At 71.6% G+C, this 476-nt stretch carries 1 protein-coding gene; it reads left to right on the top strand.

The window, feature by feature from the left end:
• Positions 1 to 476, top strand: a 476-nt coding sequence (locus tag GVL52_RS31920) for an ATP-binding protein (protein WP_244619339.1), incomplete at both ends; no start/stop codon positions are given.

The raw sequence follows: 476 nt of genomic DNA, 5'->3' as shown, positions 1-476 counted from the left end.
CGCACCGACAACCCGCTGCACATCATCCAGGAAGTGCTCGACAACGCGGCCGACGAGGCCCTGGCCGGGCACGGCAAGCGCATCAAGGTCACCCTGCATGCCGACGGCTCCGTCGGCATCGAGGACGACGGCCGCGGCATTCCGTTCGGCCTGCACCCCGAGGAGAAGGCCCCGGTGATCGAGCTGGTCTTCACGCGGCTGCACGCGGGCGGCAAGTTCGACAAGGGCAAGGGCGGCGCCTACAGCTTCTCGGGCGGCCTGCACGGCGTGGGCGTCTCGGTCACCAACGCGCTCGCGTTGCGGCTGGAGGCCTCCACCCACCGCGAAGGGCAGATCGCGCGCCTCGTGTTCGAGGGCGGCGACGTCACCGAGCCGCTCACGTCCCGGCCGCTGGCCGCGGGCGAGCGCCGCCAGGGCACGACGGTGCGCGTGTGGCCGGACGGCAAATACTTCGAATCGACGGCGCTGCCCATGGG

The sequence above is a fragment of the Rhizobium sp. 18055 genome, from assembly GCF_902706285.1.
In the GTDB taxonomy this organism is placed as follows: Bacteria; Pseudomonadota; Alphaproteobacteria; order Rhizobiales; family Rhizobiaceae; genus Rhizobium.
The sequence above is the reverse complement of the archived record's forward strand: the minus strand, read 5'-3'. Positions and strand labels throughout refer to the sequence as shown.